The sequence below is a fragment of the Salmonella sp. 741265116_PST genome (genome assembly GCF_046567715.1).
In the GTDB taxonomy this organism is placed as follows: Bacteria; Pseudomonadota; Gammaproteobacteria; order Enterobacterales; family Enterobacteriaceae; genus Salmonella; species Salmonella enterica.
The window spans coordinates 14,778-40,547 of the sequence record NZ_JBKFPH010000005.1; the positions used below are offsets into that span (position 1 = coordinate 14,778).

At 52.5% G+C, this 25,770-nt stretch carries 22 protein-coding genes and 1 pseudogene; 10 read left to right on the forward strand and 13 right to left on the reverse strand.

Annotated features, from left to right (window positions below):
- Position 1 precedes the first annotated feature (1 nt).
- Both apaG and apaH read left to right on the forward strand, forming a co-directional pair.
- Positions 2–379, forward strand: coding sequence for a Co2+/Mg2+ efflux protein ApaG (gene apaG / locus ACLD11_RS05160; protein WP_080191598.1), 378 nt, complete (start codon positions 2–4; stop codon positions 377–379).
- A gap of 10 nt (positions 380–389) precedes the next feature.
- On the forward strand, positions 390–1,238 hold the full coding sequence (apaH, locus tag ACLD11_RS05165; protein ID WP_411012274.1) for a bis(5'-nucleosyl)-tetraphosphatase (symmetrical) ApaH: 849 nt from the start codon (positions 390–392) through the stop codon (positions 1,236–1,238).
- Between the two features lie 95 nt (positions 1,239–1,333).
- Here the strand turns inward: apaH and folA are convergent, their stop codons facing one another.
- From folA to kefF, 3 genes are all read right to left on the reverse strand, one after another.
- On the reverse strand, positions 1,334–1,813 hold the full coding sequence (gene folA, locus ACLD11_RS05170; RefSeq protein WP_000624379.1) for a type 3 dihydrofolate reductase: 480 nt from the start codon (positions 1,811–1,813) through the stop codon (positions 1,334–1,336).
- A 198-nt stretch (positions 1,814–2,011) separates the two neighbouring features.
- Positions 2,012–3,874: a glutathione-regulated potassium-efflux system protein KefC gene (kefC, locus tag ACLD11_RS05175; protein WP_411014630.1), complete on the reverse strand. Its 1,863-nt coding sequence runs from the start codon at positions 3,872–3,874 to the stop codon at positions 2,012–2,014.
- Positions 3,867–4,397: a glutathione-regulated potassium-efflux system oxidoreductase KefF gene (gene kefF / locus ACLD11_RS05180; protein WP_000600706.1), complete on the reverse strand. Its 531-nt coding sequence runs from the start codon at positions 4,395–4,397 to the stop codon at positions 3,867–3,869. Before kefF ends, kefC begins: the two co-directional genes overlap by 8 nt.
- A gap of 136 nt (positions 4,398–4,533) precedes the next feature.
- Between kefF and ACLD11_RS05185 the strand changes: the two are divergent.
- Positions 4,534–4,599 (forward strand): annotated as a pseudogene (locus tag ACLD11_RS05185) (hypothetical protein); the annotation flags it as partial.
- Between the two features lie 351 nt (positions 4,600–4,950).
- On the opposite strand, the gene ACLD11_RS05190 reads toward ACLD11_RS05185, so the two are convergent.
- The gene (locus tag ACLD11_RS05190; RefSeq protein ID WP_411014631.1) at positions 4,951–6,840 is read right to left on the reverse strand and encodes a sulfatase-like hydrolase/transferase; all 1,890 of its coding nucleotides are present in this window, start codon (positions 6,838–6,840) and stop codon (positions 4,951–4,953) included.
- A gap of 898 nt (positions 6,841–7,738) precedes the next feature.
- Here ACLD11_RS05190 and srfN point away from each other — a divergent pair.
- The gene (gene srfN, locus ACLD11_RS05195; protein ID WP_000745961.1) at positions 7,739–8,029 is read left to right on the forward strand and encodes a DUF1471 family virulence protein SrfN; all 291 of its coding nucleotides are present in this window, start codon (positions 7,739–7,741) and stop codon (positions 8,027–8,029) included.
- A 223-nt stretch (positions 8,030–8,252) separates the two neighbouring features.
- Here srfN and ACLD11_RS05200 read toward each other — a convergent pair whose 3' ends face one another.
- The 7 genes from ACLD11_RS05200 to ACLD11_RS05230 all read right to left on the reverse strand — a co-directional run bounded on the left by ACLD11_RS05200 (position 8,253) and on the right by ACLD11_RS05230 (position 14,122).
- Entirely contained in the window at positions 8,253–8,669 is a 417-nt protein-coding gene (locus ACLD11_RS05200) for a hypothetical protein (RefSeq protein ID WP_000767274.1), read from the reverse strand.
- A gap of 299 nt (positions 8,670–8,968) precedes the next feature.
- Positions 8,969–9,199: a YgdI/YgdR family lipoprotein gene (locus tag ACLD11_RS05205; RefSeq protein ID WP_001172089.1), complete on the reverse strand. Its 231-nt coding sequence runs from the start codon at positions 9,197–9,199 to the stop codon at positions 8,969–8,971.
- Positions 9,200–9,287: 88 nt separating this feature from the next.
- Positions 9,288–10,628 (reverse strand): MFS transporter, encoded by a 1,341-nt coding sequence (locus tag ACLD11_RS05210; protein WP_411014632.1) that lies wholly within the window; start codon positions 10,626–10,628, stop codon positions 9,288–9,290.
- 146 nt (positions 10,629–10,774) lie between these two features.
- Positions 10,775–11,062: a ferredoxin-like protein FixX gene (gene fixX, locus ACLD11_RS05215; RefSeq protein WP_000203736.1), complete on the reverse strand. Its 288-nt coding sequence runs from the start codon at positions 11,060–11,062 to the stop codon at positions 10,775–10,777.
- Positions 11,059–12,345, reverse strand: a complete 1,287-nt coding sequence (locus ACLD11_RS05220) for an FAD-dependent oxidoreductase (protein WP_411014633.1) — start codon at positions 12,343–12,345, stop codon at positions 11,059–11,061. Before ACLD11_RS05220 ends, fixX begins: the two co-directional genes overlap by 4 nt.
- A gap of 49 nt (positions 12,346–12,394) precedes the next feature.
- Positions 12,395–13,336, reverse strand: coding sequence for an electron transfer flavoprotein subunit alpha/FixB family protein (locus tag ACLD11_RS05225; protein WP_001032197.1), 942 nt, complete (start codon positions 13,334–13,336; stop codon positions 12,395–12,397).
- A 15-nt stretch (positions 13,337–13,351) separates the two neighbouring features.
- Positions 13,352–14,122: an electron transfer flavoprotein FixA gene (locus tag ACLD11_RS05230; protein WP_023214734.1), complete on the reverse strand. Its 771-nt coding sequence runs from the start codon at positions 14,120–14,122 to the stop codon at positions 13,352–13,354.
- Between the two features lie 480 nt (positions 14,123–14,602).
- Between ACLD11_RS05230 and caiT the strand changes: the two genes are divergently transcribed.
- The 6 genes from caiT (at position 14,603) to caiE (ending at position 21,787) form a co-directional block, all read left to right on the forward strand.
- Positions 14,603–16,120 (forward strand): L-carnitine/gamma-butyrobetaine antiporter, encoded by a 1,518-nt coding sequence (gene caiT, locus ACLD11_RS05235; RefSeq protein ID WP_000787071.1) that lies wholly within the window; start codon positions 14,603–14,605, stop codon positions 16,118–16,120.
- A 34-nt stretch (positions 16,121–16,154) separates the two neighbouring features.
- Entirely contained in the window at positions 16,155–17,297 is a 1,143-nt protein-coding gene (caiA, locus tag ACLD11_RS05240; protein ID WP_000347134.1) for a crotonobetainyl-CoA dehydrogenase, read from the forward strand.
- Positions 17,298–17,408: 111 nt separating this feature from the next.
- Positions 17,409–18,626, forward strand: a complete 1,218-nt coding sequence (gene caiB / locus ACLD11_RS05245) for an L-carnitine CoA-transferase (RefSeq protein ID WP_001016207.1) — start codon at positions 17,409–17,411, stop codon at positions 18,624–18,626.
- A gap of 62 nt (positions 18,627–18,688) precedes the next feature.
- Entirely contained in the window at positions 18,689–20,242 is a 1,554-nt protein-coding gene (gene caiC / locus ACLD11_RS05250) for a crotonobetaine/carnitine-CoA ligase (RefSeq protein ID WP_411014634.1), read from the forward strand.
- Between the two features lie 53 nt (positions 20,243–20,295).
- Positions 20,296–21,081, forward strand: coding sequence for a crotonobetainyl-CoA hydratase (gene caiD, locus ACLD11_RS05255; protein WP_000004376.1), 786 nt, complete (start codon positions 20,296–20,298; stop codon positions 21,079–21,081).
- A 109-nt stretch (positions 21,082–21,190) separates the two neighbouring features.
- The gene (gene caiE / locus ACLD11_RS05260) at positions 21,191–21,787 is read left to right on the forward strand and encodes a carnitine operon protein CaiE (RefSeq protein WP_000122863.1); all 597 of its coding nucleotides are present in this window, start codon (positions 21,191–21,193) and stop codon (positions 21,785–21,787) included.
- A 76-nt stretch (positions 21,788–21,863) separates the two neighbouring features.
- Here caiE and caiF read toward each other — a convergent pair whose 3' ends face one another.
- Positions 21,864–22,259, reverse strand: coding sequence for a carnitine metabolism transcriptional regulator CaiF (gene caiF, locus ACLD11_RS05265; protein WP_024797390.1), 396 nt, complete (start codon positions 22,257–22,259; stop codon positions 21,864–21,866).
- A gap of 273 nt (positions 22,260–22,532) precedes the next feature.
- Positions 22,533–25,760: a carbamoyl-phosphate synthase large subunit gene (carB, locus tag ACLD11_RS05270; protein ID WP_001126310.1), complete on the reverse strand. Its 3,228-nt coding sequence runs from the start codon at positions 25,758–25,760 to the stop codon at positions 22,533–22,535.
- Between the last annotated feature and the right edge of the window lie 10 nt (positions 25,761–25,770).

Genomic DNA, 25,770 nt, shown 5'->3' on the forward strand with positions numbered 1-25,770 from the left:
CATGATCAATTCGCCCAGAGTGTGTATTCAGGTGCAAAGCGTCTACATTGAGGCGCAATCCTCACCTGACGATGAACGTTACGTTTTTGCCTATACCGTAACCATCCGCAATCTGGGCCGGGCGCCAGTGCAGCTATTGGGCCGCTACTGGCTGATTACCAATGGTCATGGCCGTGAAACCGAAGTCCAGGGCGAAGGTGTGGTTGGCGTCCAGCCGCACATTGCGCCTGGCGAAGAGTATCAGTACACCAGCGGCGCGGTAATTGAAACGCCGCTGGGCACCATGCAGGGTCATTACGAAATGATCGATGAAAATGGCGACGCCTTTACCATCGACATTCCCGTGTTTCGACTCGCCGTCCCTACACTCATTCACTAAAATTATAACAATGGCAACTTATCTCATCGGCGACGTTCACGGTTGCTACGACGAACTGATCGCCTTATTACAGCAAGTGGAATTTACGCCAGACACAGACACTCTGTGGCTAACTGGCGATTTGGTCGCCCGCGGTCCCGGTTCGCTGGACGTGTTACGCTACGTCAAATCGCTTGGCAATAGCGTGCGTTTAGTGCTGGGGAATCACGATTTACACCTGTTGGCCGTATTCGCCGGGATTAGCCGCAACAAACCTAAAGACCGGCTGACCCCGCTTCTTGAAGCGCCGGACGCCGATGAACTGTTGAATTGGTTACGCCGTCAGCCGCTGTTGCAAGTAGATGAAGAGAAAAAGCTGGTTATGGCACATGCGGGTATTACCCCACAGTGGGATTTGCAGACGGCAAAAGAGTGCGCCCGCGATGTTGAAGCGGTGCTGTCGAGCGACTCGTACCCGTTTTTCCTCGACGCGATGTATGGCGATATGCCGAATAACTGGTCGCCGGCGTTAAGCGGTCTGGCGCGGCTACGCTTTATTACTAATGCCTTTACCCGTATGCGTTACTGCTTTCCTAACGGTCAACTGGATATGTACAGCAAAGCGTCGCCGGAAAATGCCCCTGCGCCGCTGAAGCCGTGGTTCGCCATTCCGGGACCGGTGAGCGAGGCTTACAGTATTGCTTTCGGGCACTGGGCGTCGCTGGAAGGGAAAGGGACGCCAGAAGGTATTTACGCGCTGGATACCGGCTGCTGCTGGGGCGGGGAGTTAACCTGTTTACGTTGGGAAGATAAACAGTATTTTGTGCAGCCGTCAAACCGCCAGATGGATATGGGCGAAGGCGAAGCGGTCAACGCCTGATAGGTTTATGCCTGATGGCGCTACGCTTATCAGGCCTACATCCGGCTCAAGAGTAGGCCGGATAAGGCGTTTCGCCGCCATCCGGCACTACAGCGTTAACGACGTTCCAGAATCTCGAAACAATAGCTGTGAGAATTCTGCGCGTCGGCATCGTGAAACTCACTGAATACCGATTCCCAGTCATCCGGTTCATAATCCGGAAAATGGGTATCGCCTTCGACTTCCGCATCAATATGCGTCAGATAAAGCTTCTGCGCCTTTGGCAGGAACTGCTCGTACACGCGCCCGCCGCCAATGACCATAATTTCCGGCGCATCGCCGCAAGCGGCAATCGCCTCATCGACAGACTTCACCCACTGCACGCGATCGTCGGTGCCCGGCTGGCTGCTGATAACAATATTTTTACGTCCCGGTAAGGGGCGTCCGATGGACTCCCAGGTGTGACGTCCCATGACGACAGGTTTATTTAACGTGTTACGTTTAAACCAGGCGAGATCGGCAGGCAGGTTCCACGGCATGGCGTTTTCCATACCGATGACGCGATCCACCGCTAACGCCGCAATCAGACTGATCATTAATTATTTCCTGATACAAAAAAAATTGCCGCCACTATACGTAAAGCGCAATCTTTCGTCGACTGACGAAAAGAGGATGAGCACGAAAATTTTTCGTTCTGCTGGCGACGCCACTCATTTGATGTGGAGCGCCAGCATTACAGTAGTTCAAAAACAGCCAATTAGCAGTAAAGTTTGCAGAACATCACATTTTTTACTTTAGATTGACGGTTTGACCTCGGGTTCATCGGCGGCCTCCCCGGAATGTTTGCCCTCAGCCGTTCCCTGCCAGCCGTGGCGCTGAATCAACGACAGATGCTCCCGGTCCTCGGTAATAATTTCGCTCAACATCGCGCTGGTACGTTTATAGGCGGCGGCGCGAGATAACGGATCGTTTTCCCCTTTCGCCATCTCTTCCACCATCCGGGTATTAAAATGACGGAACAGATCCGCGCGCTCGCGGGCTTCATAACGCCCCAGCCCCAGCGCTTCCAGCGCCTGTCGTCCGCTTTTGAGCGCGCCTTCGAAGGTTTCACGTTCTGGCATCGCCACACCAGCCTGGCGCAGGCGAATGTAATGATCGACATCACGGGCGCGGGCGATAATCTGCAGATGCGGGAAATGCGACTTCACCAGTTCACTCAGTTGCAAATTGGTTTGCGGATCGTCAATGGCGTTAATCAATACCTCCGCCTTCGCCGCTCCGGCAGATTCCAGTAAATCCATACGCGTCGCGTCGCCATAAAAAACCTTCATGCCGAATTTACGCAGCGTTTCGATATGATCGGGGTCGTGATCGAGCACCACCATCTTCACCCCGCTCGACAGCAGCAAACGCCCGGCTATCTGCCCAAATCGTCCAAACCCGGCCACAATGACCCGCGGCTGCTCTTCGTCGATTTCATCCGCCTCGCGCGCTTCACCCGCCGCGGCCTTCTCCATGCGCGTCAGCAGCACCAGAAAAATCGGCGTTGCCGCCATCGACAGCGCGACCGCCAGCGTCAGCGCTTTTACCCATTCCGGCGCAAGTACATCCGCCATTTGCGCCGCGCCAAAAACCACAAACGCAAACTCACTTCCCTGGCCTAATAAGACGGCAAACCAGCGACGCTGTTTTGCCGGTACGCCCAGCGGCCTCGCGACCAGCCACAGCATGACGATTTTGATGGCCAGAAAACCGGCCAACAACAGCAGAATGCGCAGCGGATTCTCCACCAGCGTGCCGAAATCAATCGACATGCCGACGCCAATAAAGAACAGCCCCAGCAGCAACCCCTTAAAGGGTTCAATATCGCTTTCCAGCGCATGACGGTATTCTGAACTCGCCAGCAGAACGCCCGCCAGGAACGCGCCCATCGCCATTGACAGCCCAACCTCTTCCAGCAACAGGCCGAAACCAAACACCAGAAATAGCGCCACGGCGCTGAACACTTCCCGCAAACCAGAACGCGCGACAAAGCGCAGCGCCGGGCGCGTGACGTAGCGTCCCAGCAGCACCACCAGCGCCAACGCGCCTGCGACTTTCAACGCCGATAGCGCAAACGCGCCAAGCGTGGTGGATGCGCCGCTGGCGGCCAGCAGCGGAATCATCGCCACCAGCGGGATCGCCGCGATATCCTGGAACAAGAGCACTGCGAATGCGCTACGTCCTACTTGTGAAACGGTCAGGTTACGCTCATTCATTGCCTGCATGGCGATAGCCGTGGACGAAAGCGCCAGCGTCATGCCAATCAGCTCCGCCACCTGCCAACGCAGGCCAAGAAACATACAGAACAGACCAATGAGTCCGCCGCAGACCACCATCTGTAACGCGCCGCCGCCAAATACCGAGGCGCGCAGCTTCCATAACCGTTGCGGGTCCAGTTCAAGCCCAATAACAAACAACATCAGCACGACGCCGATTTCCGCAAAATGCAGAATAGATTCGGCGTCCGTCACCAGCCGTAGCCCCCAGGGGCCGATAATGCAACCCGCAATCAGATACCCCAGCACCGATCCTAAGCCCAAACGTACCGCAATCGGCACAATCAGCGCCGCCGAACCAAGATAGATCAGCGCCTGCAGTAGAGTATGGCTATCCATGATTCACCTCCTGCCATGCCAGTAAACGCTGTTTATACTGACGCGCCTGCGCCTGTAAGGTGTCGTCATCGCAAATGAACGTGCAGTGCATGGCAAACGGCGGCAGCCATTTGAGGCCGCAATAGAGCGCCGTCGCCTGTAGCGGCTGAGAAAGGACGTCAAATCCCGGATGGGAGCCGATAGCAAAGTGGTTTTCACCACCGCCGGTCGTTACCGCCCACAGCAGATGTTTACCATGCAATGCCGTACCGCCATGACCGTAAGCCCAGCCGTGGGTGAGGACTTTATCCATCCATAATTTGAGTAAAGGAGGGACGCTGTACCACTGCATCGGATGCTGCCAGACGATAAGACTCGCGCGCGACAGCGCCTCCTGCTCGGCGGCAACGTCAATATTGAAATCGGGATAGAGGTGATAAAGCGAACGTATTTCGACGTTTTCCAGCGTCCCTGCCTGTTCAAGCATCCGTTTATTCGCATGAGAATGATGCGGATACGGATGCGCATAAATAATGAGGATCATGATTAGCCTGTGATGATCTGTTTTTTATCACAAAGTGTAGTGACAAATTCGCCAGGCTAATAGTGAATATTATTGAGCGGCTAACCAGAAAAAATTGAATTAACGCCAGCAAGGAGTTGACGCCGTCCAGCCCCCGGAAGATGCTCTCGAAGAGCCGCAGGCGTTTGCGGAAAAGCGCGATCCGGTGTGGAAAGGTCGGTGATGATAGCAGCCCTAAATCGCTGACCAATCGGTTTAAGGCCTTCTTGTCGGGCGGCGCTGCGCTAAATTTGCCTGTAATGACAGTAATATCAATCCATTACATGATGACACAGGCCCAATAAGCGCAGCGCCAACAGCATCTGAACCTCCAGACACGCTGGATGCCAGATCGCCGACGCATAAATTAACCTAATGGGTCAGGTACTTAGAGCCTGGCCCAGTAGGCGTAATTGTTGAAGCCAGTTTGGGGCCGACCAGCGCGCAGAAACCGGAGCGTACACGTAGTACGTGAGGATTTTGAGCACTGCCCGGTCCCAAAATGGCGAATAAAATAACCTAATGGGTCAGGCTCTTAATCTTTCGCCATGCGGTTAAACTGCTCAATAGTAAGATCCCACGGCTCACGGGCCGTATCCGGCATAAAACTGCCGTCATCCACGCCAATTTCGTCCTTGATAATTTTATTCAGTTTTTCATTCATCGTAAGAATGAGATCCTGATATTTCTGTTTATCAGCAGCAAGGTTATGGTTCTCATCAGGATCATTTTTAAGATCGTAAAGTTCAAGATCGTTGTACTTAATAAGATCCTCCCAGGTTTCCGGCGTATTATGCTCCCTTAGCGAGAAATAACGCGCAAACTTATAACGGCCATCGTTAATCATCCGCGTCCCTGAACGATGGCTGAAATCAGGATGCAAATGGGATATTTCCTGCTTGATCTGCGCCACCGTTTTTTGTTTATCCCTTTGTAGCGCGATAACGCGGTGGAGATAATGGGCATCGGTATACAAGATCATGCCATAGCAATATAAGCTGGCATTTCTCACCGCATTAACCGCAACGCCATCAGGGTTTTTTAGCAATCCGCTAAAATTAACGCCTTTTCGGTTGCCTAACGCCTGGTATTGTTTTTCTTCCGGCAAACCGGTCAGCCCAACTAATGTCGGCGCGATATCAAGATGACAGGTCAATGCCTGACATTTCTTATTACCGGGGTACGTCGGGTGGGAAATAATCATCGGTACATGGATCTGTTCTTTATAAACGGAAGCGCCTTTACCGTGCATCTGATGGCTTCCGCCTAATTCGCCATGATCGGCAGTAAATACAACAATCGTTTTATCAGTTAACTTGAGGGCATCCAGTTCATTTAATATCCGGTCAAGGTGAGTATCACAATCGCGGATACAGTTGAAATAGTAGTCAAGCAGTTTACGCCAACGACGATCTTCATCAGGAAACTGCCCTTCCAGCGCAGCGCGCGCCGTCTGGTATTCAAGATGCGCCGGCGGTCTTCCCTGCTCATTGAATGATTGATGCCTGTTTGCCGGCAGCGGATAGTTCGGCCAGCTTGCCTGATAAAGCTCGTTTTCCGGCGGCTGCGTGGGCGCCAGGGTATTATCATCCTGATCCAACTCGCCACGCCACTGTACCTTTTCTCCCTCTTTATCGGTATCAATAAACATGACGTCATGAGGATTAACGAGGTTAACGGCCAGGAACCAGGGCTTGTGTTGGTCATTCAAGGGCTGCCCCTTGCATCTTAACCAATTTATAGTCTGAGCCGTGGTGGTTGAATCATAAAAATAGCCGCCTTTACTATGGCCTATAATATCGCCGATGCCGTGATAGTCAGCAAAACCATATTTTTCCATAATTTTATGTAATTCTGGTTCAGGAATATCCCCGACATCAATATCCTCATCTTTTTCGTCAGGCAAAGGCTTCTCCAGTTTTTCTGTAAGATGCCACTTACCTTTATAGGCCGTATAGTATCCCAGTTCCCGCATCATATGGCCTGTAGTTCCAAGAGCGGGGTCAAGGTCATAGGGCATCCAGGGTAATCCCAGATTATCAAACATCTTTGTCTGGGGCATATGTAAGCCGGTATACAATACGGATCGGGAAGGCGTACAGACATTACTGGTATTCTGATGATTACAGAATGTCACCCCCGTTTTCATGAGCCGCTCTCTGCCGGGTACCGGGAAAGGAAACGTAGGAAAAAAACGCTCCTGGTCGGTCACGACTAACAGAATATTATATCCTTCTGGCAATTTTTCCGGGATTTCGCCAGTAAACGGTTTATCCCACGTCGGTTTCGCCTTGACGGCGCATTTTTCATCAGCCTTTACCGCGCCGGATAGCATACCGCCGGCGGCAAGAATACCGGCGCTGGTTAACAGTTTCCTACGCGTAAGATCCGTCTCTTCTGCGGACAGATTTTTTTTATTACTCATATTATTATACCTGTAGTCAGTAACTTTATCACATATTCATTTATTACTGTACGAGGAAGCGTGGATATGTATCAATGCCTTCCGGGTAAGAATATGTGTTATAAATTGATTTGTATTTCAAATTAGAAATATATTAATAAATAACCATAATTCACTGAAAAATCATTTAGATGAAAAGTTCATTGTTTTTATTTTAGAGATACAACTGCAGACATTACTTCATAAAAAAATACATTATTAAACATACTCAATAGCGCTGTGTTCGTGCCTTTTCCCTTCAACTACGGTGATTACCCTATGCCGCTACAATAAAATCGCCCCGAAAGAAACACTATCAGTAACAGGCCGCGCAACCATAGACATACAACCGGTAACATCACTCTATGAAATTAAAACATAACTCAATTCTGTTATGTTGCTTATGAATAAAACTAGCGTATTGCCGCATGATTCAATAAAAATTACGCCATTAAAAGAAATAATATAAAAACTATTATTTACAGGGGGGTTAAGTTTCTTTTTAGCTGGCAGCGCATTATTTTACATTGACAACAACATAAAGAGGTGACTATAACAAGATATAAGACGGTCACACCAAATAAGGCTATTTTCAGATAATCAACCGAGGTTATTACCCAAAATAATTCGAGTTGCTTAAAGGCGGCAAGGGAGTGAGTCACCAGGAGCATAGATAATTATGTGACTGAGGTGAGCGACAAATCTGCCGGGAGCAAATTTGAACGTCGCGTGCGACGGCCCGTCAGGGCGAGGCTCATGGATGGGCCGGGTAATCCGTAGCCAGCACATAAGCAACTTGAAGTATGAAGGGTATAAATAATTTCGTTACGGATTACTGATATTGCGCAAACCTTATCATCAATGCAACAGGAACAGAACCATGAAAAAACGCATTATTGCCGCCGCATTACTGGCAACGGTTGCTTCATTCAGCACACTTGCGGCAGAGCAGGTCTCTAAGCAAGAAATCAGCCACTTCAAACTGGTTAAGGTCGGCACCATAAATGTGTCCCAGAGTGGCGGGCAGATTTCCTCACCCTCTGATCTACGCGAAAAACTGTCAGAATTAGCCGATGCGAAAGGCGGAAAATATTATCATATTATCGCTGCACGTGAGCATGGTCCGAATTTTGAAGCCGTTGCCGAAGTTTATAACGATGCGACGAAATAAAGCTCTGATTGCGCCATAACGAGGGCACAGGCATGAAATAATAAGAGAGCGCCAGCAAGGTGCCATATTACGTCACAATCCACTCAGGGCCGTCTGGAAACAGATGCTGGCCCTCTTTTTTATCAACAGTTCATCCGGGGCAGGCAAGCCGTTGGAATGTGCGCGCGCAGGCAGTAAGCCCTTCGTGAATAAGACGGTTTTGCGGGCTGTTTTAAGATGATGTTTAGTGCGCTTTTACCTGCCTGAACCAGTAATTTTCCATTTTCGTTATCCATTTCCCCTTTTTATTTTTCGGTATTACGCCAGCCCACAGTAATTGCAGCTGTCGGTTATAGGTTCCAATAGCGTGTCCACCATACGCCCCTTCAAATGCTATCACCATGGGTCCCTGCCCTTTTACCCCCTCTTGTCCTTCATGGCAATAAAGCGCGTTGCGGTGAGTCACGTCAAGTTCATACTGTACGTTCAGTTTCACACATTTTTCCCCGCAGCCTTCTACTGGCGGCAATATTGTCATGGTATAAGGCGGGTTATCTGCCGTGGTTTTCCATGTTCCGATCAGGTCTTTGCAGGCGTTTATCTCCGTAGCCCCGGAGGCAGCAGAAAATAGCGCGAGCAAATAAAAAGGTATTAGTTTCAGTTTCATTACAGACTCCTGTTCCTTATACCTGGTCATTTATACCTAATCATAAGGATAAATGCCCTGAGATATGTTTTTTTCCGGGAAATGTTGAGCCGCTGTTCAGAGAAATGTCGATGAGTATAACCTCATGTAAGCGGACAGCGCGGTGGGGAAAGCGGGAACACGGGCGAATGGTCTAACGTATTTCGACGTTTTCCGACGTCCCTGCCTGTTCAGGCATCCGTTTATTCGCATGGGAATAAATGGATGCGCATAAAGAGAGAATATTATTGAGCGGCTAACCAGAAAAAATTGAATTAATTATCCAGCTCGCTCATATTTTTCAGCTGATCGCGGTTAATCTGTTCGGTTTTCCCGGTGGCGGCGTTTTTGTAAGACACCATACCGGTATCGTTATCGACCTCGGGTTTCCCGTCGGTGACAATAGTTTTGCCATCCGTGGTTTCAACCGCCTGGTTAGAAGAGCATCCTGCGACGGTGAATAGTGTTGCTGCGGTAAACAGTGCGGTCATAAGACGTTTTTGCATGGTGTTCTCCCTGCTTTTCAGTTGTTTTAGCATGTGACTGTTAACTGTAGCGTTATTGGCGAAAAGCAGGGAGAAATGCAGAACACTCTTAACGAGGGTTATCCGATGGCGTTCCGCGCAAAGTCATGTTTCCGGTCTGTGTTAGCGTCAAGCCGCGAGTTTCCGGGGCAAACATCACCGATACGCCAAGCCCGACTAACGAAATCAACGCGCCAATCAGCATGACGTTATTAATACCGTAACGAGTAATAAAAATCGGTAATGCCCAGGTGGAGACAATGGTTCCGATGCGGCTTAATGACATGATGACCCCCACGGCCGAAGCGCGAATATCCGTCGGGAAGAGTTCATTAGGATAAAGCCATTGCAGTATGCCCGGCCCGCCGGAAAAGAAGGCGTATACCGCAAACGCTACCACGACCAGTATGATGCCCAGATTTGACACCAGCCCCAGCAGCGCCAGCGCGATAGTCATCATGGCGAAGCTGCCAATAAGCAGAGGGCGACGGCCAATACTGTTTAGCCAGAACATCGCCGGGATACAGCCCAGCATAAAAAAGAGGCTAATCACCACATTGCCGAGCGCCGCGTTGCGCCCCTGCTCCCAGCCGAGTAACCCGACGATCTGCGGCCCAAAGGTATAGATAGCGAACATCGGGATTACCTGACAGGTCCAGATAGCCGCAACGAACAGTACAAACGGAAAATGACGGCGGTTAAACAGTTGCAGGAAGCGGGTCTCCTGCGGCGGCTCATCGTCAAAGCAGACCGGTTCGCCGAACAGTTTGATCATCATTTGTTCGCACTCTTTTACCCGTCCTTTTCGCAATAGCCAGCGTGGCGATTCCGGCAGGTCAAAGCGGCCAATCAAAATGATTAAGCACGGGATAAAGGCGCTGCCAAGCATCCAGCGCCAGCCGCCTTCCATGTCATACAGCCAGTAACCCACCAGGTTGGCGCAGGTCGCGCCGACGTACCACATCGCGGCGATAAAACCGATGGAGAACGCGCGCTGGCGGGTGTTGGAAAACTCCGTAATCATGGAAGTGGCGATAGGGTAATCCGCGCCGATAACAATGCCAATTAAAACGCGCATCACCAGCAATTCAAGCGGCGTGGAAACAAACATGGTCGCCACGGAGATAACGCCGATAGCGATAATATCCAGCAGGAACATTTTACGCCGCCCGACCTTATCGGAAATGTAGCCAAACAACGAGGTGCCGATAAACAGTCCGGCAAGCGTAGCCGCGCCGAGCGCGCCAATCCATTCAGCATCAAGGTGCAATAGCGGCGTCAGTTGTTCCAGCGCCACGCCAATGATCACCAGCACGTAGCCATCAAGGAACGGGCCGCCGCTTCCCCACAGCATAATTCTGCGATGAATGGAGGAGAATTTAAGGTCGTCAAAGTTCCTGGGCTGCTGCATGGTGATGTCCTGTTTCAACACGGGCAAAGCGCATCTGTAAGCCGGATAAGGCGTTTCCGCCGCCATCCGGCATTGGCGCCACATGATTGCCGGATGGCGACGCTACCGCATCTTATCCGGCCTACGGGGGCACAACTTCGTACTTATTAGCCGTAGCGGAACTCCACGCCAAACGTCCCGCGTGGGTATTCCCATTTTTCCAGCGCCGTATCAAGGCCGAGGATCCGGCACGTTCCACACTCCAGGCACCCGGCGTAATCAAAACGAACGCTACCGTCGTCCTGCTTTTTATACAGTCCGGCCGGACAGGCCTTAATCAGCACTTCCAGCGCCTGTTTATCAGGATCGGTTTTGAGAATGATGTGCGGGCTATCTTCATCCACATTGAACTTATTGACGCCCAGTTTGACGTCCACATTAACGGGAGATGTCATAATACGGTCACTCCTTTCAGGCCATCTTTCATCAGGTTGATGAGGCCCACTTTCTTCGCATGGCGCAGGATTTTTTTACGCATGGGCACCGGAGCGGAGCCATCCACGGTGAACAGGTCGCGCGCGATATTGACCGCCATTTCGGGATAGGCGGTAAACATGCGGGGATTATCAAGAAAAGCCGGCAGTTTCTGATATATACGCATATCGCGCATCGGACCTTCGTCCAGATGCTGACGGTATTCCCCCAGCGACTGCTTGCTAAAATCGTCGCGCTTCATCGCCGAAAGCACCGTCTTCGCCGCCGCTTCGCCTGCGGATATGGCGAGATCCATACCGCGGATGGTAAAGCCGAGGTTCATACACATTCCGGCAGCATCACCGGCAATCAGCACACCGTCTCCCACCAGTTCAGGCTGCATATTCATTCCCGCCTCGGGTACGACGTGCGCGGCATATTCCACCAGCTTGCCACCGGCGATCAGTGGGGCAACCGCAGGATGCTGTTTGAAATCTTCCAGCATTTGCGGGACCGATTTTTTCGCGTCTTTCAGATGATGAAGACCGCAGACCAGCCCCAGGGAAAGGGTTGTTTCATTCGTATACAGGAAGCCACCGCCCATCAGACCATCGGTTGGCGCCCCGGCAAACAGACAGGCGGCACCTTCGTTACCCTGAAGCTGGAAACGATCTTCAATGACCGACTTCGGCAATTCGATCAGTTCCTTCACGCCGACGGCAACATGCGATGCCTCAACACGCTTTGCCATGCCCAGTTTTTCTGCCAACAGAGAATTCACCCCGTCAGCGAGGATCACCACTTTGGCTTCCAGAATATCGCCATCGGCTTCCACGCCCACGACTTTGCCATCACGCTGAACAACGTTATCCACGCGAATACCGGTGATCAGTTGCGCCCCCGCCTCTTCGGCCTGCTCCATCAGCCAGGCGTCAAATTTACTGCGTAAGACGGAATAGGAAACCTGCGACGCTGAAGCATCTTCACCATTGCAGTAGTCGATAGTCATCGCCCCGTTGTCGGTCATAAAGGCGAGTTTTTCGTGGGTGATCATGCGTTCAATGGGGGCCTGATCCGCAAAGCCGGGAATGATGCGTTCCAGGCTATGTGCATACAAGCGCCCACCGGTGACATTCTTCGCGCCAGCAGAATTGCCGCGCTCGATAACCAGCACCTGTGCACCTTCGCGAGCAAGCACCAGCGCCGCAACCGAACCGGCCAGACCTGCACCCACGATGATGGCATCAAAGATATCTTCGGACATACGTACTCCTGTCAGCGGCAGGATACCTTCGCATCCTGCCCGAAATGGTTTATCGCGCTAAGGCAGCCGTCAGCGCAGGCAGGATCTTCAGCGCATCGCCAACGATGCCAAAATCTGCGTACTGGAAGATCGGCGCATTTTTATCTTTGTTGATGGCGAAAATCGTCTGCGCGCCGTTGGCGCCGACCATATGTTGGATCTGCCCGGAGATCCCCACCGCCAGATACAGTTCAGGCTTGAGCATCAGGTTGGAGATACCGACGTAGCGCTCGTGCTCCATCCACTTCTCGTTTTCCGCCACCGGGCGGGAACAGGCCAGCTCGGCGCCAATCGTCTGGCACAGCGCTTCGGCCAGCGAGATATTCTCTTTGCTGCCGATGCCGCGTCCCACGCTGACCACCAGACGCGCTTTGTCGAGGTCAACGCTGTTGCTCTGACGCGCCTGGGTTGCGGTGCGGGTCACGGTAATGGCCGGAGCCTGCCACTGCACGGTGTGCATCTCGCCGCTGCGAGAAGCATCCGGTTGTTGTGCGTCAAACGTTCCGCTGCTGAGTGTGATCACGGCAAACGGCGAAGCGATGGTTTCTGCCCCTATCGCCAGACCGCCGTAGACCATATGTTTGACCGCCGCTTTTCCATCCTGCAGGGCGACTTCGCTGGCGTCGTTGGAAACCGCAGCCGACAAGCGATAGCCCAGTTTTGCCGCCAACAGCTTGCCCCGACGCGTATTCGGCAGCAGCACCGCGCCGCCCTCGCTATGCTGACGAATAGTCTCAGCCATCGCAGCAGCGTAGTCTTCGATCATGCGGTCTTCTGGTTTGCCGCTGAGCAGCCAGACATGATCCGCGCCCAAATGGCATGCTGTCGCGCTGTCCGCTTCGTTCAGTACGAACGCGTTAACTTTTTCACCTACAGCCTGCGCGCCACTCATCAGTTCGGGCAGACGAGAAGGGGTATCGCTGAATACCCAGACACTGGAAAATTTGTTCATAACATCCCCTGATAATTAAATGATTTTGCGCAGATTCTCGACAAACGCGGCGATTTGTTCTTCACCGTCACCTTCAATCACCACACGCTGACGCTCGCGCTGCTTCGGTGCGGCAACCTGTTGTGCGGAATACGCGGGTACGCTGTTCAGCCCGATATCCGCAGGCGACCAGACCTGAACCGTTTTTTTCGCCGCGCCAAGAATGGCTTTCATCGAAGGGATTTGTGGGGTGTTAATGTCGGTGGAAACCGCGATCACCGCCGGGAGCGGGATGCTCAGCGTTTCAACTTCATCTTCCAGTTCGCGTTCTACCGTCAATGTGCTGTCGGTAAGAGAGAGGATTTTACTCACGCCGTTAATCGCCGGAATGTTCAGCGCTTCGCCCACCAGCAAACCAACCTGCTGAGCATAAAGATCGGAAGAACCGTCGCCGCAGATAAGTAGATCGAAACCTGATTTTTGCGCGGCAGCAGCCAGCGCGGTAGCGGTGTGTTGCGGCAGCGCCTGCTCAAATTGATCGTCAATGACCACAATCAGTTCATCAGGGCCACGAGAGAGGACATCTTTGCGCCCTTTTGCATTAGTCAGCGCTTTGCCGCCAACGCTCATGGCGACAACCTGAGCGTCTCCCAACTGCTGTTTTAACTGGCAAGCAGCTTCAATTGCATTCAGATCATATTGGCTGATTTTGCTATCCGCTTTGCTGAAATCGAGTGTTCCGTCAGCATTATTAATCGCAATATCCTGCTCATCAGGTACGCATTTGTAGCAAGTAATTATCTTCATTGCATCTCCAGAAATCATGAAGGAAACGTATTTATATCGGCGGTGTTAAATACAGATATCACGCTCTTTAATTCGGAAATAAAACCTTAATCACCAATATTGAAAATGTCACACATTGATATTCGTAACTTTCAATAGTGTTACGCACCTCACCAATATTGAAAGAAATATGCCAAATATGAAAATTTTCAATATTGTTTGCTGGCTCAACAATATTGAACGTCAGATACTTAAAAAAGTTAAAAAACAGCAATTAACTAATTGATAAATAAAGAAAAAATCAAAATTTAAACACAAAATAATCAACGCAAAAAAGTGTGACGAAGATAACAGAATCACCCGAAGTGAATACCCATCATGAGTTACTCATTGAGGCGTCCCAGAGGTTAAAAACTTATCAACAAATCATTAATAATAAATAAACAAACGTTCATGGACTGGCACGCTAAATAAATTTCGTTTTCACACTGGAATTCACTTATGAAAAATGAAAAGAAAAAATCGGGAATTGAACCGAAGGTTTTTTTTCCGCCATTAATAATTGTCGGGATACTTTGCTGGCTAACAGTCAGAGATCTTGATGCCGCTAACGTCGTTATTAATGCGGTATTCAGTTATGTCACCAACGTCTGGGGTTGGGCATTTGAATGGTATATGGTCGTCATGCTCTTCGGCTGGTTCTGGCTGGTTTTTGGCCCCTATGCCAAAAAGAGATTAGGTGACGAAAAACCGGAGTTTAGCACCGCCAGCTGGATTTTCATGATGTTCGCCTCCTGTACATCCGCTGCAGTTCTGTTCTGGGGCTCTATTGAGATCTACTACTATATCTCTACCCCGCCGTTCGGCCTGGAACCAAATTCCACCGGCGCGAAAGAGATAGGTCTGGCGTACAGCCTGTTCCACTGGGGGCCGCTACCGTGGGCAACCTATAGCTTCCTTTCCGTGGCCTTCGCCTACTTCTTCTTTGTGCGCAAGATGGATGTCATCCGCCCCAGCTCCACGCTGGTGCCGTTAGTGGGTGAAAAGCATGCGAAAGGGTTGTTCGGTACCATCGTCGATAACTTCTACCTGGTGGCACTGATCTTCGCGATGGGCACCAGCCTCGGTCTGGCTACCCCGCTGGTCACCGAGTGTATGCAATGGCTGTTCGGTATTCCGCATACGCTGCAATTGGATGCCATCATCATTACCTGCTGGATCATTCTGAACGCGATTTGCGTGGCCTGCGGCCTGCAAAAAGGGGTCAGAATCGCCAGCGATGTGCGTAGCTACCTGAGCTTCCTGATGCTCGGCTGGGTGTTTATCGTCAGCGGCGCCAGCTTCATCATGAACTACTTCACCGACTCCGTCGGGATGCTGTTAATGCACCTGCCACGGATGCTGTTCTATACCGACGCCATCGGTAAAGGCGGCTTCCCGCAGGGCTGGACCGTTTTCTACTGGGCGTGGTGGGTTATATACGCCATCCAGATGAGTATCTTCCTGGCCCGTATTTCTCGTGGTCGCACCGTACGTGAACTGTGCTTCGGGATGGTACTGGGTCTGACCGCGTCTACCTGGATCCTGTGGACTGTCCTTGGCAGCAACACGCTGCTGCTGATGGATAAAAACATCCTCAACATTCCGCAGTTGATTGAACAACACGGCGTGGCGCGCGCCATTATCGAAACCTGGGCCGCCTTGCCGCTCAGCACCGCCACCATGTGGGGCTTCTTCATCCTCTGCTTTATTGCCACCGTCACGCTGATTAACGCCTGCTCTTACACCCTGGCGATGTCGACCTGTCGTGAAGTTCGCGATGGTGAAGAGCCGCCTCTGTTAGTGCGTATCGGCTGGTCAGTGCTGGTCGGCATCATCGGTATCGTTCTGCTGGCGCTGGGTGGTTTGAAGCCGATTCAGACCGCGATTATCGCCGGAGGATGCCCGCTGTTCTTCGTCAACATTATGGTAACGCTGTCCTTTATTAAAGACGCCAAAGTGCACTGGAAAGACAAGTAATTCTTATTAACCCAATTGATCAAGAGGCTGAAAGATGGATTTCAACTTAAATGACGAACAGGAGCTGTTTGTCGCCGGTATTCGCGAACTGATGGCCAGTGAGAACTGGGAAGCTTATTTTGCCGAGTGCGATCGTGACAGCGTCTACCCTGAGCGTTTTGTAAAAGCGCTGGCGGATATGGGCATTGATAGCCTGCTGATCCCGGAGGAACACGGCGGTCTGGAAGCGGGTTTTGTTACCGTCGCCGCCGTCTGGATGGAGCTGGGACGTCTTGGCGCGCCAACTTACGTGTTGTACCAATTGCCGGGAGGTTTTAACACTTTCCTGCGTGAAGGGACTCAGGAGCAAATTGATAAAATCATGGCGTTCCGGGGCACCGGTAAGCAGATGTGGAACTCTGCTATCACTGAACCGGGAGCGGGATCGGATGTTGGTAGTCTGAAAACCACTTATACACGCAAAAATGGTAAGGTTTATCTCAATGGCAGTAAGTGCTTTATCACCAGTAGCGCCTATACCCCGTACATCGTGGTCATGGCGAGAGACGGTGCATCGCCGGATAAACCGGTTTACACCGAGTGGTTTGTGGACATGAGCAAAGCAGGTATCAAGGTCAACAAACTGGAGAAACTCGGTCTGCGCATGGACAGCTGCTGTGAAATCACCTTTGACGACGTTGAACTGGACGAGAAAGACATGTTCGGTCGGGAAGGTAACGGCTTCAACCGCGTGAAAGAAGAGTTTGACCATGAGCGCTTCCTCGTCGCGCTGACCAACTACGGTACCGCAATGTGCGCTTTTGAAGACGCTGCGCGTTACGCGAATCAGCGCGTGCAGTTTGGTGAAGCTATTGGCCGTTTCCAGCTGATTCAGGAGAAGTTTGCGCATATGGCGATCAAACTGAACTCCATGAAAAATATGCTGCTGGAAGCCGCGTGGAAAGCGGATAACGGCACCATTACCTCCGGCGACGCGGCAATGTGCAAATACTTCTGCGCCAACGCCGCGTTTGAAGTGGTAGACACCGCCATGCAGGTACTGGGAGGTGTTGGTATCGCGGGCAACCACCGCATCACGCGTTTCTGGCGTGACCTGCGCGTTGACCGTGTTTCTGGTGGTTCTGATGAAATGCAGATCCTGACGTTGGGTCGTGCGGTACTCAAGCAATACCGCTAATCGATCCCTTGTAGGCCTGATAAGACGCGGGGCGTCGCCATCAGGCAATCATGCCGGATGGCGCTGTGCTTATCCGGCCTACATACCGCAAAAAATGCCAGGAGAAAAATGATGAATCATTTACCAATGCCAACCTTTGGCCCGCTTGCTGGGGTACGCGTTGTTTTTTCAGGAATCGAAATCGCCGGTCCATTCGCCGGACAGATGTTCGCCGAATGGGGCGCCGAGGTTATCTGGATTGAAAACGTCGCATGGGCCGATACCATCCGCGTACAGCCTAACTACCCGCAGCTCTCACGCCGCAACCTGCACGCCCTGTCGCTGAATATTTTCAAAGATGAAGGTCGGGAAGCGTTTCTGAAATTGATGGAAACCACCGATATTTTCATTGAAGCCAGTAAAGGTCCGGCCTTTGCCCGCCGCGGTATTACCGATGAAGTGCTGTGGGAACATAACCCGAAACTGGTTATCGCCCACCTTTCCGGCTTCGGCCAGTTTGGTACCGAGGAGTACACCAATCTTCCGGCGTATAACACCATCGCGCAGGCATTCAGTGGTTATCTGATCCAAAACGGCGACGTTGATCAGCCGATGCCAGCCTTCCCGTATACCGCCGATTACTTCTCCGGGATGACCGCGACGACAGCCGCGCTGGCGGCCCTGCACAAAGTACGCGAAACGGGTAAAGGTGAAAGCATCGATATCGCGATGTACGAAGTGATGCTGCGCATGGGTCAGTACTTCATGATGGACTACTTCAACGGCGGCGAAATCTGTCCACGTATGACGAAAGGGAAAGACCCCTACTACGCCGGTTGCGGCCTGTATAAATGCGCCGATGGTTACATCGTCATGGAGTTGGTCGGCATCACGCAAATCAACGAGTGTTTTAAAGATATTGGCCTGGCCCATATTCTTGGTACGCCGGAAGTTCCGGAAGGCACGCAGCTCATCCATCGCGTGGAATGCCCTTACGGCCCGCTCGTCGAAGAGAAACTGGACGCCTGGCTGGCAACACACACCATCGCCGACGTTCAGGCGCGCTTTGCTGAGCTGAATATCGCCTGTGCGAAGGTGCTCACCATTCCGGAACTGGAAGGTAACCCGCAGTACGTTGCCCGCGAATCGATTACTCAGTGGCAAACAATGGACGGTCGCACCTGTAAAGGGCCGAACATCATGCCGAAATTTAAAAACAACCCAGGGAAAATCTGGCGTGGTATGCCGTCACACGGCATGGATACCGCCGCCATTCTGAAAAACATTGGTTATAGCGAAGCAGATATTAAGGAACTGGTCGGCAAAGGCCTGGCCAAAGTTGAGGATTAAACGCGATGCGCTAATCGGTTTTCCGGTTAGCGCTCACGCCTGATTTCAGTGGATAAAGCAATATGGATATCGTTGGCGGACAAAACTTACGTCAGATGTGGGACGACCGGGCCGGGGTGTACGGAGATAAAACGGCGTTAATTTTCGAATCCTGTGAGGGAATCGTTCGGCAGTTTAGCTATGCCTCGCTCAATGAAGAGATTAACCGCACGGCGAACCTTTTTTACTCCTTAGGGATCCGCAAGGGTGATAGGGTCGCGCTGCATCTGGATAACTGTCCGGAATTCATCTTTTGCTGGTTTGGACTGGCAAAAATCGGCGCCATTATGGTGCCGATTAATGCCCGCTTACTGGGCGAAGAAAGCGCCTGGATCCTGCAAAACAGCCAGGTGAGTCTGCTGGTTACCAGCGTCCAGTTTTATCCTATGTACCGTGAAATACGCCAGGACAATAGCACTCCGCTTAATCATATCTGTCTGATTGGCGAGCAGCTTCCGGCTGACGATGGCGTGAGCCACTTTTCCCAACTGCAAGCACGTCAGTCGGCCACGCTGTGCTATACGCCCGCGTTATCCACTGACGATACGGCGGAAATTCTGTTTACCTCCGGTACCACCTCGCGTCCAAAAGGGGTGGTGATTACCCACTATAATCTGCGTTTTGCGGGCTACTACTCTGCCTGGCAAATCGCCCTGCGCGATGATGACGTGTACATGACGGTGATGCCCGCTTTTCATATCGACTGTCAGTGTACCGCCGCAATGCCAGCCTTTTCCGCCGGCAGTACCTTTGTGCTCCTGGAAAAGTACAGCGCCAGGGCCTTCTGGGATCAGGTACGTAAATATCAGGCGACGGTGACCGAGTGCATCCCGATGATGATCCGCACGCTGATGGTCCAACCCGCCGCACCAACGGACAGGCAGCATCATCTGCGCGAAGTGATGTTCTATCTCAATCTATCCGCGCAAGAAAAAGACGCCTTTACCGAACGCTTTGGCGTCAGGCTGCTGACCTCTTATGGTATGACTGAAACCATTGTCGGCATTATTGGCGACCGTCCCGGAGACAAACGGCGCTGGCCTTCCATTGGTCGCGTGGGTTTTAGCTATGAAGCTGAAATTCGCGACGATCAAAATCGCCCGCTGCCCGCCGGAGAAATTGGCGAAATCTGTATTAAAGGCATCCCCGGCAAGACTATCTTCAAAGAGTATTACATGCAGCCGGAGGCAACCGCCAGGGCGCTGGAACCAGAGGGCTGGTTACATACCGGTGATTCGGGTTACCAGGATGAGGATGGCTATTTCTATTTTGTCGACAGACGATGCAACATGATTAAACGTGGCGGGGAAAATGTCTCCTGCGTCGAGCTGGAAAATATTATTTCTGCGCATCCGAAAATTCAGGACATTGTGGTGGTTGGTATTAAAGACGCGATCCGTGATGAAGCCATTAAAGCGTTTATTGTCCTTAATGAAGGTGAAACATTAAGCGAAGCCGAGTTTTTCAGCTTCTGCGAAAACAATATGGCGAAGTTCAAGGTTCCCTCTTTTATGGAGATCAGAACTGACCTGCCACGCAACTGTTCAGGAAAAATAATCAAAAAAAATCTGAAATAAACCCTCCGGCAGGAATCCCTCCCGCCGGAAAACTATTTATCTGGAGATGAACTATGAGTGAGTCATTACATCTGACCCGTAACGGCCCGATCCTGGAAATTACCCTCGACCGACCTAAAGCGAATGCCATTGACGCCAAAACCAGCTTTGCAATGGGTGAAGCTTTTCTTAATTTCCGTGACGATCCGGAATTACGCGTAGCAATCATTACCGGCGGCGGGGAGAAATTCTTTTCTGCTGGCTGGGACTTAAAAGCGGCAGCGGAAGGTGAAGCGCCGGATGCCGATTTTGGTCCCGGCGGCTTTGCTGGTTTAACCGAAATATTTGACCTCGATAAGCCAGTTATCGCCGCGGTGAACGGCTACGCGTTTGGCGGCGGTTTTGAACTGGCGCTGGCGGCGGACTTTATTGTCTGCGCCGAAAACGCCAGCTTCGCGCTGCCGGAAGCAAAGCTCGGCATCGTGCCTGACAGCGGCGGCGTATTGCGTCTGCCTAAGCTGCTGCCACCGGCTATCGTCAACGAAATGGTGATGACCGGCAGACGAATGAGCGCCGAAGAAGCGCTGCGTTGGGGGATCGTGAACCGCGTTGTCAGCCAGAGCGAACTGATGGATAGCGCGCGCGAACTGGCGCAACAACTGGTCAATAGCGCCCCGCTGGCTATCGCGGCGCTGAAAGAGATTTATCGCGCGACCAGCGAAATGCCGGTAGAGGAAGGCTACCGCTACATCCGCAGCGGCGTGCTGAAGCATTATCCGTCGGTACTGCATTCAGAAGATGCGCTCGAAGGACCGCAGGCATTTGCCGAAAAACGCGATCCGGTGTGGAAAGGTCGTTAATGTGACTATGCCGGATGGCGCTTCGCTTATCCGGCCTACAGCACATGCGCAACCGTAGGCCGGATAAGGTGTTTACGCCGCCATCCGGCAAAAAAACCGAGGTACAACTATGAGCTATTACGCCTTTGAAGGACTGATCCCGGTGGTGCATCCGGACGCGTTTGTCCATCCCAGCGCCGTGCTGATTGGCGATGTCATCGTGGGCGCCGGTGTTTATATTGGCCCACTCGCGTCATTGCGTGGGGATTATGGTCGCCTGATCCTGGAGGCAGGCTCTAATCTGCAGGATGGCTGCATTATGCATGGCTACTGCGATACCGATACCATCGTGCATGAAAACGGCCATATCGGCCACGGCGCTATTCTACATGGCTGCGTGGTGGGACGGGACGCCCTGGTCGGCATGAATAGCGTCATTATGGACGGCGCAGTGATTGGCGAAGAGAGCATTGTCGCCGCCATGAGTTTTGTCAAAGCCGGATTTCAGGGTGAGGCAAGGCAACTGCTGGTGGGATCACCGGCGCGCGTACTACGCCAGGTTACGGACCAGGAGCTGCACTGGAAACGCCTCAATACCAAAGAATATCAGGATCTTGCGATCCGTTGTCGAACGGGGTTATCTGAAACGAAGCCGTTAACGCAGGTCGAAGAAAACCGACCGCGCCTGAAAGGCACGACGGACGTGAAGCCAAAATCAGCACAGTAATTGATGCCGGATGCGCTCACGCTTATCCGGCCTACGCGTCAATTACCGTTTACCCCGCCATCAGGTAAACAGACAATTAGCGACGCATACTCTTGGAGAGCATCATCTGCCATTTCTGCTCACGGTTTAGCTCTGTGGGGGGAACGGCAGACAGCCGCGGCGCTTTCGCCACGCTCACTTTTCTTTCCTGCAAATTATGATTCAATCGGCGATAGAGATGAGAGTCGATACTCACGACTTTCACCAGACGCTGGCACTGGCAGCCTCGTCCTGCAATCTGGTTAGGGATCATCTTCACTTCACAAACAATTTCCCCCACTTCTGACAGAATATAGGAGAGCGTATTAATTGCTTTGCAATGTTCAATATCAAATTGACGGGAAATCTCCCTGGCCGTGATCCATCGGTTCTCTGCCATCATCCAGTCAGCAATTAACAAATAAAGCGGTCTTTCAACATATTTTTCACACATAAGCACACCATTTCACAAATTAAAAATCTGGCTACGGCCTGTCCAAACTAATAAAAACTAAGCCATATTAAAATTGTGGATATGCAAGATAGTATGCGACTTAAATATTGATTAGTGTGAGCAATATCGTGCTTATTACATAGAAAATGTGGTTACGGAAACGGACTTCTCCAGGAATGACCTTACGCAAGATAAAAAAAGGGTTTCTTTACAGAAACCCTTTCAGAATTATATTACAGGTCCGGTTAGAGCAATATCCACCGGACCCTTTATTTACGACTTTTTGATCTGCGCGTGCATTTCCTGCACCGAGGTTACCTTCTCGGTGGCATCGGCATTGAGCGCCATCGTCGTGGCAAAACCGCCGTTCAGCGTGGTGTCATAATGCACTTTATACTGCAGCGCGCTACGACGAATCACCCTGGAGTCTTCAATCGCGCGGCGGCCTGCGGTGGTATTGATGATATAGGTGTATTCGCCATTCTTGATGCGGTCCTGAATGTGCGGACGACCTTCATGTACCTTGTTCACCAGACGCGGGTTGATACCAGCTTCACCCAGCACAATCGCCGTACCGTGGGTGGCATCCAGCTCAAAGCCCTGTTTCAGCAGCTTGGCGGCCAGGTCCACCACGCGCTCTTTGTCGCCTTCGCGAACGGAGAGCAGCGCACGGCCCTGTTTCTTCATGGTGGAGTTACTGCCCAGCTGCGCCTTAGCGAACGCTTCCGCGAAGGTACGGCCCACGCCCATCACTTCCCCGGTGGAGCGCATTTCTGGCCCTAACAGCGGGTCAACGCCCGGGAATTTGTTGAACGGCAGCACCACTTCTTTCACCGAGTAGTACGGCGGGATAATTTCTTGGGTCACGCCCTGCTCGGTCAGCGATTTGCCGGCCATCACGCGCGCCGCCACTTTCGCCAGCGGCACGCCGGTGGCTTTGGAGACGAACGGTACGGTACGCGCCGCACGCGGGTTGACTTCAATCAGGTAGACTTCGTTGTCTTTCACCGCAAACTGCACGTTCATCAGGCCGCGCACCTGCAACTCGAAGGCCAGCTTCTGCACCTGCTGGCGCATCACATCCTGAATTTCCTGGCTCAGGGTGTAGGCCGGCAGAGAACAGGCGGAGTCGCCGGAGTGTACGCCCGCCTGCTCGATGTGCTCCATAATGCCGCCAATCAGCACCATTTCGCCGTCGCAGATAGCGTCCACGTCCACTTCAACCGCATCGTCAAGGAAGCGATCCAGCAGCACCGGCGCATCGTTAGAGACGCTGACCGCCGTCTGGAAGTAGCGACGCAGGTCGGCTTCGTCATAGACGATTTCCATCGCGCGGCCGCCCAGTACGTAGGATGGGCGCACCACCAGCGGGTAGCCGATCTCTTTCGCCTTCTCAACCGCTTGTTCAATGGCGGTGACGGTGGCGTTGGCTGGCTGCTTCAGCTTCAGACGGTCAACCGCGTGTTGGAAGCGTTCACGGTCTTCCGCGCGGTCGATGGCGTCCGGGCTGGTGCCGATAACCGGCACGCCTGCCGCTTCCAGCGCGCGCGCCAGCTTCAGCGGGGTCTGGCCGCCGTACTGCACGATAACGCCTTTCGGCTTCTCGATACGCACGATTTCCAGCACGTCTTCCAGCGTCACCGGCTCGAAGTACAGGCGGTCGGAAGTGTCGTAGTCGGTGGAGACGGTTTCCGGGTTACAGTTGACCATGATGGTCTCGTAACCGTCTTCGCGCAGCGCCAGCGAGGCGTGTACGCAGCAGTAGTCAAATTCGATACCCTGGCCGATACGGTTCGGGCCACCGCCGAGGACCATGATTTTGTCGCGATCAACGGACGGGTTCGCTTCGCACTCATCTTCATAAGTGGAGTACATGTAGGCGGTATCGGTGGCGAATTCCGCCGCGCAGGTATCCACGCGTTTGTAAACCGGGTGCAGGTCATACTGGTCACGCAGCTTACGGATTTCCGCTTCGCGTACGCCCGCCAGTTTCGCCAGACGCGCATCGGCAAACCCTTTACGCTTGAGCTGACGCAGGAAGTCGGCGTTGAGGCCAGTAATGCCGACTTCTGCCACTTTCTCTTCCAGACGCACCAGCTCTTCAATCTGCACCAGGAACCAGCGGTCGATGTTGGTCAGGTTAAAGACGCCATCCACAGACAAGCCCGCACGGAAGGCATCGGCGATATACCAGATACGATCTGCGCCCGCGTCTTTCAGCTCGCGGCGGATTTTGGTCAGCGCTTCCGGGTCGTCGAGGCTGACTTTCGGGTCGAAACCGGTAGCGCCCACTTCCAGGCCACGCAGCGCTTTCTGCAGGGATTCCTGCTGCGTGCGACCAATCGCCATCACTTCCCCGACCGATTTCATCTGGGTGGTCAGACGGTCGTTAGCACCGGCGAATTTCTCAAAGTTAAAGCGCGGAATTTTAGTAACCACATAGTCGATGGACGGCTCGAAGGAGGCCGGCGTACGCCCGCCGGTGATGTCGTTCATCAGTTCGTCAAGGGTGTAACCCACCGCCAGTTTGGCCGCCACTTTGGCAATCGGGAAACCGGTGGCTTTCGACGCCAGCGCCGAGGAGCGGGATACGCGCGGGTTCATTTCGATAACGATCAGACGACCGTTTTTCGGGTTCACTGCGAACTGGACGTTAGAACCGCCGGTTTCGACGCCGATTTCACGCAGTACCGCCATCGAGGCGTTACGCATGATTTGATATTCTTTGTCGGTCAGAGTCTGGGCGGGCGCCACGGTGATGGAGTCCCCAGTATGGATACCCATTGCGTCGAAGTTTTCGATGGAGCAGACGATGATGCAGTTGTCGTTTTTATCACGCACCACTTCCATCTCGTACTCTTTCCAGCCGATCAGTGATTCATCAATCAGCAGCTCGTTGGTTGGCGAGAGGTCCAGACCGCGTTCGCAGATTTCTTCGAACTCTTCACGGTTGTAAGCGATACCGCCGCCGGTGCCGCCCATGGTAAAGGACGGACGGATGATGCACGGGAAGCCCACGTCAGCGGCAACCGCCAGCGCTTCTTCCATGGTGTGTGCGATACCGGAACGCGCGGTGTCGAGACCAATTTTCTTCATCGCGATATCGAAGCGACGACGGTCTTCGGCTTTATCAATGGCGTCGGCGGTGGCGCCAATCATGGTGACGCCGAACTCTTCGAGCACGCCCTGCCGCTCCAGCTCCAGCGCACAGTTCAGCGCTGTCTGACCGCCCATGGTTGGCAGCACCGCATCCGGGCGTTCTTTCTCAATAATTTTGCGTACCACTTCCCAGTGAATCGGCTCGATGTAGGTGGCATCGGCCATTTCCGGGTCGGTCATGATGGTGGCCGGGTTGGAGTTCACCAGAATAACGCGGTAACCCTCTTCGCGCAGGGCTTTACACGCCTGCGCGCCGGAATAGTCAAACTCACACGCCTGACCGATAACAATCGGGCCCGCGCCCAGAATCAGGATGCTTTTTATATCTGTACGTTTTGGCATTTTGTTGGCT